We start from the raw sequence: 8,016 nt of genomic DNA on the forward strand, positions 1-8,016 counted from the left end.
AATTATGTTTTTAATCATTAATTCAAAAATTTATTTATATTTACTTTTACGAATATCTATATTGACATTATAGTATGAATTGTATTAAACTAAAAATTAATTATATTATTATTAAATATTAATTTTACTTATATTTTAAAAATCACATTTTCCAGAGGTATCTGATTATGGACTATCCGTTAATTGAAACCTTCATCGTTGTCAGTGAAGTTCGCAATCTAACCCAGGCTTCGCAAATTCTATATAAAACCCAACCAACTATTTCCAACCGTATCCGCCAACTCGAAAATATCTTAGGATACTCCCTTATCGTCCGCGACAAAGGGTACAAAGAAATTACACTGACAGAAAGAGGCCAACAATTTCTTCCCCAAGCCCGAAAACTCTACGATGCATATCAAGAGATGCAAAATGACAATGATATGATTGCTCATACATTACTCATTTCATCAATTGCCAGCTACCAAATCCCGCTTGTACATAGGACATGCGAAAAACTATTATCTCGTACTTCTGCTAATTTTTCGATTTATACCTATCAAACATCTGACGTCTACAATATGATTTCCAACAAAAAATTGGATTTAGCACTAGTCTCTGCAGCCCATAAAGTCCAAGGGGTAACTTGTGAGTTTTTGCTTAATCAGAAGTATTACGTCGTTATGCCGAGCAATAGCAACACTGATATCAGCTCTATTTCTACAACAGATTTAGACCCTGCCAAGGAAATATATCAACCGTGGGACGATGAATTCTTCTATTGGCACGAAAAAGTCTTCCACGGTAAAAAGGCCCGCATCATAGCAGATTCCTATGCCTTGCTACGGGAATTTTTTAAGAGTGGTAAATATTGGGCTATACTTCAGGAAAGTAACGCCTACGCCCTGCGTCAAGAAATCCCCCTGCAGATTTGCCGCCTGCTTGACCCACCGCCATTACGTCAGGGATATCTTCTGATTAATCGCTTCACCGACCGAAGCATTCGAAACCTCATCGCCGAATTCAAGGCGACCTTGATAGAAACAGTTGAAGAGTATAGGATAGAATAACGACTGACTGATATTCGCTTTATCTCTGCCATTAGATTAAATTGCATTTTAAAAACATCTATTTCATAAAACAAAAAATCTTGAGAATAAGGGATTTTCAAGACTTCAACATCGATTTTAGCTAAAGCACATACAAAGAACCCTGGGTTCATGTAAAAGCATAAATCCAGGGTTCTTTCGCGTCTAAAAGCAGGTACGATCAGAAATTGAGAGCTTTAAGGCAAAAAATTGTAATGGCCAGTACAATACAGTTTAACAAGCAATGCGGACAGGGGTAATTCCATGGGAGCCAATTAAAATCAATCGCCATCGTCTTCAATGCCAGCCATTTTTTCTTGTAAGGTCTTCTCCAAGAAAGCAAAAGCTGGAACAAACTCATCTCGAATGAGGACTAACAAGGCATTGATTTCTTCTTCATTGTAGATATATACCGAACGATTCCGTTGTTTCAGCATGAGCAGCCATGTCGCATCATCTTCTAAAAAGCCGATTTTATAGGCAAGCTGCAAGATTTCTCTGGGAGAACCGGTTTCAGCTTCAAAGACACCGTGTACTCTCAACACCTGTTGCAAGGCCTTCCAAGCCAATTCAAAAGTCAAATTGAATTGACCGACAATACCCGTCCGATAGATTTCATCATTATGACCTCGCATGAAATCGGCATTCTTCAGGATACGAAGACAATTTGAAAAATTATCCAACTTTTTCATACAGCGTAACCCCGTCCCTTTCCAATTCCCGTTTCAGCCCTTCAGAAACACCGGCGTCCAAATCCACAACATCAATCATCAAAAGAGAGTGTACATTCTCTTTAATATCCCAGTAAAAGCCGTCAAAATCCCCGCCACAAACGGCCAGATCAATATCACTGCGCTCCGTCTGCGTCCCCCTGGCACGGGAACCGAATAAGAGAACGCGACGAATCCCGTGCTTCTCAGCAAACCGAGAAATATCCTGCAAAACAGCATCCGGCAAGTTATAGGCCATATCCTCACCTCATTCGCCATCATGATACCTTTATTCTATCACATCGAATCAAATTAACGAAATCTCAATCAAATCGTCCCATAGCGGAAACGTCCCTCCTTATTATTTCGTGGCAAAGGGCAGGATGATGCCGTCATTAACGGTGGTATATTGGCCGTTTTGATAGGTCAGGAGAATCCAGGCCGGGGTAGCTCCGCCGCCGGCACGACGAACGACGATGCCTTTATGACCGTTTACGTTGTTGCCGGTCAGCAGAATCGGCGTATGGACGAGGGTCCATTTTTGCTGAATCTGCCACTTTCCCCTTTTGTCCGGCGAGAGCCAAAACATGGTGTTGCCGCCGCTTCCGGAGGTATAGGGGCCTACGGCAAGGACTAGGGCGTCGGTAACTCCATCATCATTGAGGTCAACATAATGATAGTAATAGGAGGTCTCTTTTTGTTCACTTGCCTTCAGCTGAAGTTCATCAGCAATAACGTTTTCAATGGCCTTATGGGAGAGGGCCGGCACACTTTCTCTATGGAGCTTCTCAGAAAATACTCTCGTTCCCTGGGTCGGCTGCAGCCCTGCTGTATGGCTGGCGAAGGCAACACCGGCCGTCATCATCAGACCGACGGTCCATACGAGGGGAATGAATCGCTTCATTTTCATAGTATCACACCTTTTTTAGTAAATAGAATTTCTCTCGAGTCATCGTTTCCGGTGCCGCGACACGAAATGGAGAGTCTCGACAATTTAGCCTTATCCTAAAAATAATTTCGTTACTCTCTCCGCAGGACACGCCCCATTTAGCGTAACCGTCCAAGTTTTATGACTCAAGAGATGTTTGTATGGTCATAGGATTCCTATTTAAAAATGCCTTTTCAATCCTTCCCAGTCTTTACGAGGTTATCGCAAAAGATATGCTGCGGCTGCTTTTTTGTATTCGTCCCACTGTTTATGCCAATCGTCGTGATCTTTCTCGGTAATGGGCCGAATGACGCGACAAGGGTTTCCGGCAGCGATGACGTGACTGGGAATGTCGCGAGTTACGACGGAGCCCGAGCCGATGACGACGTCGTCGCCGATGGTGACGCCTGGGTTGATGACGACGTTGCCGCCGATCCAGACGTCAGAGCCGATGGTGACAGGCTTGGCATATTCGAGGTTGGTATTGCGCACTTCGGCATCGATGGGATGGCCTGCCGTATAGATACTGACATGAGGCGCCAAAAAGACGTTGTCGCCAAAGGTGACGTCATGTTCATCCAAGATGGTGAGACCCGTATTGGCAAAGAAGTGGCGGCCAAAGCGGATTCGATCACCGTGGTCGAAGTAGACCGGAGCCAACAAGACCATGTCGTCAGGAGCCTCGGCAAAACACTTTTTCAGCGCTTCGAACGCTTCCTTATCATTCAAGTCATCGGAGGCATTGAAACGGCGCTGGGCTGTATGGACGCGCTCGAAACTCCCGTCACCGACGTTAAAAGGATTATATAGTTTTTGAGCCATCATGCGATCCCATTCCATCTGATTCATCGGTTATCATTTCCTTTCTCTTTTTCAGCGCCTTGCAATGGGATTACAATTTCCCCAAATCTTTCAGGGCATAAAAACCGCAGCTGGCCAACACTTCCATATGAGACGGCTGCTGCACGCCAAAGGCCCATTGATGCCAATGGTCGTCGTCTTCCTGTTTCCAAAACCCCCAATCCGAATCGGGACGATTGTCATAGACGAAGGTATAGACAGCGCCGTCGTCATCAATAACATTAATGGCCGAACGGCTGTAAGACTTGACCATGCCGAGATTGACGGCCGACGTCAGGTCGGCATGATAGGCTGAGGCCATGCTCCCGATCAGTAAGGCCGCCGAAAATACGCAGGCCCGGAATATATTTTTTATCATAAAGTTTCCCCTCACTTTCAAAAAGTGGACGAGGCCTAAAAGCTCCCTCGTTCGGTAACGGCGTCTTGCCGCCGGACATCTCACGGCCGCTGGGTCCCGACGTAGTCATAGCCTATCCATTGATCGGCTTCGGACCACTTCAATTTATAATAAACCGGCGGCACCTGTGATCTTACATCCCAATCGATGAACCACACATAGAGTGATCCGTCTTTTTCAAAAAGGCCCGATTGCAATTGTAAATCTCGGTGCTCCCTGAAATTATCGCTGTTGATATATTCATTCATCTTGGTTCGGTCCTTATTGAGGCCCAAGAGGTAGCTTCGATAGCGGGTATCCATCGAGTTCCAACATAAGACTCCATAGAAATACCGTCCCGTCTCTTCATCCTGATACTGGACGATGGTAAAAGCGCGATAGGCATCGGACGATTCTAAGGGCGTATCCATAGACCACAACGCAGATCCGCCCTTATTGACGCACATGAAATGAACGGACTTATCGCCATAGACGCGGCCGCCGGCAAAGCGCACCCTCTGTTTCCCTTCATAAAAATCAACGTGCGTCGATAGATTCGCCGTCTTGGGAATCTTCAGCACGGCCCGATCCACCTCAACCATATTCCCGGCAAAAACACTCGCACAGTAAAAGGCCAGCATCATCAACAACAAGACAATTTTCCGAAACACCATCATCCACCTCTTTCTCAAAAAAAAATAAGCCGTTCTCCCTCATTCCATATACCTCACAATTTCGACAGCCACTCGTAAAATCCTGCCCAAGGTAAATTGATATTTACGAATCGATGCGGGTTACTTAAATCTTTTCGGACTTTATAAAAAAGAGTCTTGCGGCCATCGGTTCACAAAACTTTTTTGAATGCAATGTCGGGACGCTCTGTCATCATGCCAATCACATCCTGTTTGAAAGCAACTCGGCTTTACCGAGAAAGGGGCTGTCATCCCTATTTGACAAGAAGAAAAAAACACTTTATGCTTGAATTACGATTATCATTGAAAATATGGGTATCTTCATCCGAAACTTCAAGTTCCACAGCAAGGGCTGCCGGGCCGAACAAAAAATGCGTGCCGATCATGGAGTCCCCCTAAGAACCCCGCCATAAAGCCAGCGGTGTCGGCTATACGCCCTGCAGCACTGCATCCACTAACCTGCAACGCAATCCCGATAACAATTGTCTGCCACTAAATAAACGGCAAATAACGGAAAGAGCGTCCTCGCCAGATATCGACAGCGAAAAAGCTGACCGTGTTCATCTAAATGCAGCAAATTCACCGATTACAACAAAAAAAGTAACATTGTAAATTGTACGTTTTTTACAATCTCCGAAAAATGAAATTGTAAAAATGGCCATTTTTACAATCTCACCAAATTGAAATTATAAAAAACGTACTTTTTACTATTTGGAGGTCTTGATATGGACTATGTCAGCTTAACTAAACTATACTATAAATCACCTGATTCATATGAATCGGAATATGAATCTCGCTTTAATAGCCCCTCTGCCAGACATATTCCGATTTCTATAAAGCAATTCGGCCATAAAAAATCTTACCCTGTGTTTTACTGCTACACCGAGGAAATAGCAAACCTTCAGGATAAAATTATGACTGAATTCCTTCAACTATACAAGCTCATTGAGATAATCCCCGGCGCCGGTATAACCCAATTTCTTTATAACCGTTTGATTGAAGAAATAAAATCTAGTAACGATATTGAAGGCGTCCACAGTACGCGAAAAGAAATTAAATCGGCCTTAGAAAGTACTGAAAAAAGGCGTTTTTTTGGTATCGTGAATAAATACCAGAAAATCATCAAAGATGAAGATATTCCCTTGCAGACCTGCCAAGATATTCGCAATTTATACAACGACTTTTTGGCCGATGAAATCGAAATGGATGATCCGGAAAATTTGCCCGATGGGATTTTATTCCGGAAGAATAGTGTCGATATCGTTTCGGAAACACAGAAAGTACTGCATAGAGGCCTGTATCCCGAATCTGCCATCATATCGACTTTGGAGTCAGCATTGAAACTATTGCACGATTCATCGGTTCCTACCTTTATTCGCATTGCTATTTTCCATTATTTATTCGGATATATCCACCCCTTTTATGACGGAAACGGCAGAATGTCCCGCTTTATTACGTCATATCTTATCTCCAAGAGCTTACATCCGACGATTGGGCTGCAGGTTTCTATTTTGATAAAAAAGAATAGGAAATCCTATTACGGCCTGTTTGAAGAAGCTGACTCGGAAATAAATCGAGGAGATTTGACCCCCTTTATCATCGGAACGCTAACCTTGATCTGCACCGCCATTTCCTATACAAAGAGTATTTTACAGAAGAAACGAGAACAATATCGGTCTTATCAAAAGCAACTCTCTGCTTGGGAAATCGATAACGAAACGACGTACAAAATATATGACATCCTGCTTCAAGCCGCAGTATTCTCCACATGGGGAGCTACCATCGATGAAATTGCCGATACGATTCAAAAAACAAAATCGACCGTTTATTCGAGATTCAAGACGATTCCTACGGAGCGATACATCATCTCGAAGGATACTCGCCCTTATCATTACCGGTTGAACTTAAACAGCCTGAATACCAAATAGAACCTCTGCCTTTCATTTCACACAGAAAATTTTCTTAATGGTATCGGCCATTACAAAAAATCCCATAGACGCAAAAACAGCACCTGCCCAATTTGATGTGCCCCCCGAAAGTTAGACCCTAGCCACCGTATCAGAAATGTTACGGTGGTTTTTCTATGCAGCGGCATGGTAAAGTCGGTATTTTACCGGACTGCACCAACCATTACTTTCCTTCTGCGCTGCTTCTTCCTCCTCTAAGCGCAGCACCCTCACTCCTTTTAAACAGTCCAATTTCTTCAGATACACTTACTGTTCATTTTGCAGTTTCTTAGGAGTGGATTGTTTAACCATTTGGGGATACCAGCCCTTCTATTGTACTTGGAGACCTCCTATACCGACCGCCCGGTAGCGGCTTCCTCAGCTCGCAAAAATCAACAGTTCTTTCATATCCAAGTCAAAGATTAGATTTGTATAGCTGGTCTCTGTGCTTAAGTATAATTCTACCGCACAAAGTTTAAACTACAAAAAGCATTTTACCGTTTGGCGAGAACGGCGAAGGGCGTCTTTGCCATTGACCCGATAGGCGGTTGCTCACTTTCTGATATTCCGAAGGATAGAGAAATGATATTTTTGCTAAAGTCTTTTATCCAATCTCTCCTTGTAGATATTCGAGAACAATTTCTCTCTTGAATTCGTAACTATATTTTTTCCAGTCGCCTCCACCCGTAAAACGGGTGGCTCGACGGGCGGCTATAAGCCTTTGTTGCTGAAAGCCAGCGTCTCAAGGCGCTGGCTTTCACTTCGTTCAAGCCACTGTGCATTTCACACGTCACGTATCCCTAAAGGGATTTCCCCCATCACTGCTCTGGTGACTTGAACGGGTCCTCATATTCTTTTACACTTAATTTATCCTTCATAATATCTGCCGTTTCTTGGTCCTGGATATATTTTCGAATCGTTTTTTCGTTCATCCCTACCGTCGTTACATAATACCCTTCCGACCAGAAATGACGATTCCAAAATTTATACTTGAGATTGGCGTGCCTGTCGAACATCATTAACGCTGATTTTCCTTTTAAGTATCCCATGAATGAAGAAACGCTCAATTTCGGGGGAATACTTACCAACATATGCACATGGTCGGGCATGAGATGCCCTTCCAATATCTCAACACCTTTATAGTTACACAATTGCCGGAGTATCTCTCCCAGATCCCGTCTATATTGATTGAAAATAATTTTTCGTCTATACTTAGGTGTGAAGACGATATGATATTTGCACAACCATTTCGTATGTGCTAAGTCATTGGCTTTCTTCGCCATATGAATCACCTTTCCTTTTTATGTAATAGTGGCTTGGACACCTCTATTATACTGGAAAGGTGATTTTTTTTGTATAACTATTGGAACACACCCGCATAGCGGGTGGATTATTGTTTCGCAGGCGTTGCCAGCTCAACAGGGTAAACCCCATAT

General features: G+C 43.5%; 9 protein-coding genes. 2 read left to right on the forward strand and 7 right to left on the reverse strand.

Features of this window, described 5'->3' with window-relative positions:
• Positions 1-167 precede the first annotated feature (167 nt).
• A complete protein-coding gene (locus TX77_RS08290) occupies positions 168-1,049 on the forward strand; it encodes a LysR family transcriptional regulator (RefSeq protein ID WP_044504335.1) in 882 nt (293 codons plus the stop codon).
• Between the two features lie 299 nt (positions 1,050-1,348).
• Here TX77_RS08290 and TX77_RS08295 read toward each other — a convergent pair whose 3' ends face one another.
• The 6 genes from TX77_RS08295 to TX77_RS08320 form a co-directional block, all read right to left on the reverse strand.
• A complete protein-coding gene (locus TX77_RS08295; RefSeq protein WP_044504336.1) occupies positions 1,349-1,759 on the reverse strand; it encodes an HI0074 family nucleotidyltransferase substrate-binding subunit in 411 nt (136 codons plus the stop codon).
• Entirely contained in the window at positions 1,743-2,036 is a 294-nt protein-coding gene (locus tag TX77_RS08300) for a nucleotidyltransferase family protein (protein WP_044504337.1), read from the reverse strand. Before TX77_RS08300 ends, TX77_RS08295 begins: the two co-directional genes overlap by 17 nt.
• A 102-nt stretch (positions 2,037-2,138) precedes the next feature.
• Positions 2,139-2,687: a hypothetical protein gene (locus TX77_RS08305; RefSeq protein WP_044504338.1), complete on the reverse strand. Its 549-nt coding sequence runs from the start codon at positions 2,685-2,687 to the stop codon at positions 2,139-2,141.
• Between the two features lie 237 nt (positions 2,688-2,924).
• Entirely contained in the window at positions 2,925-3,554 is a 630-nt protein-coding gene (locus tag TX77_RS08310) for a sugar O-acetyltransferase (protein WP_044504339.1), read from the reverse strand.
• 43 nt (positions 3,555-3,597) lie between these two features.
• Entirely contained in the window at positions 3,598-3,924 is a 327-nt protein-coding gene (locus TX77_RS08315) for a hypothetical protein (protein ID WP_044504340.1), read from the reverse strand.
• Positions 3,925-4,004: 80 nt separating this feature from the next.
• On the reverse strand, positions 4,005-4,613 hold the full coding sequence (locus tag TX77_RS08320; RefSeq protein ID WP_154862482.1) for a hypothetical protein: 609 nt from the start codon (positions 4,611-4,613) through the stop codon (positions 4,005-4,007).
• Positions 4,614-5,359: 746 nt separating this feature from the next.
• On the opposite strand from TX77_RS08320, the gene TX77_RS08325 reads away from it, so the two are divergent.
• On the forward strand, positions 5,360-6,562 hold the full coding sequence (locus TX77_RS08325) for a Fic family protein (protein ID WP_044504342.1): 1,203 nt from the start codon (positions 5,360-5,362) through the stop codon (positions 6,560-6,562).
• Between the two features lie 836 nt (positions 6,563-7,398).
• Here TX77_RS08325 and tnpA read toward each other — a convergent pair.
• Positions 7,399-7,863, reverse strand: coding sequence for an IS200/IS605 family transposase (gene tnpA / locus TX77_RS08330; protein ID WP_044504343.1), 465 nt, complete (start codon positions 7,861-7,863; stop codon positions 7,399-7,401).
• Positions 7,864-8,016: the final 153 nt, after the last annotated feature.

It is taken from the genome of Megasphaera massiliensis (assembly GCF_000455225.1).
GTDB lineage: Bacteria > Bacillota > Negativicutes > Veillonellales > Megasphaeraceae > Megasphaera > Megasphaera massiliensis.

Bases quoted from the DNA above. Each gene is read 5' to 3' on its own strand.
- TX77_RS08290 (WP_044504335.1), top strand. From the start codon at position 168: ATGGACTATCCGTTAATTGAAACCTTCATCGTTGTCAGTGAAGTTCGC.
- TX77_RS08295 (WP_044504336.1), bottom strand. From the start codon at position 1,759: ATGAAAAAGTTGGATAATTTTTCAAATTGTCTTCGTATCCTGAAGAAT.
- TX77_RS08300 (WP_044504337.1), bottom strand. From the start codon at position 2,036: ATGGCCTATAACTTGCCGGATGCTGTTTTGCAGGATATTTCTCGGTTT.
- TX77_RS08305 (WP_044504338.1), bottom strand. From the start codon at position 2,687: ATGAAAATGAAGCGATTCATTCCCCTCGTATGGACCGTCGGTCTGATG.
- TX77_RS08310 (WP_044504339.1), bottom strand. From the start codon at position 3,554: ATGAATCAGATGGAATGGGATCGCATGATGGCTCAAAAACTATATAAT.
- TX77_RS08315 (WP_044504340.1), bottom strand. From the start codon at position 3,924: ATGATAAAAAATATATTCCGGGCCTGCGTATTTTCGGCGGCCTTACTG.
- TX77_RS08325 (WP_044504342.1), top strand. From the start codon at position 5,360: ATGGACTATGTCAGCTTAACTAAACTATACTATAAATCACCTGATTCA.
- tnpA (WP_044504343.1), bottom strand. From the start codon at position 7,863: ATGGCGAAGAAAGCCAATGACTTAGCACATACGAAATGGTTGTGCAAA.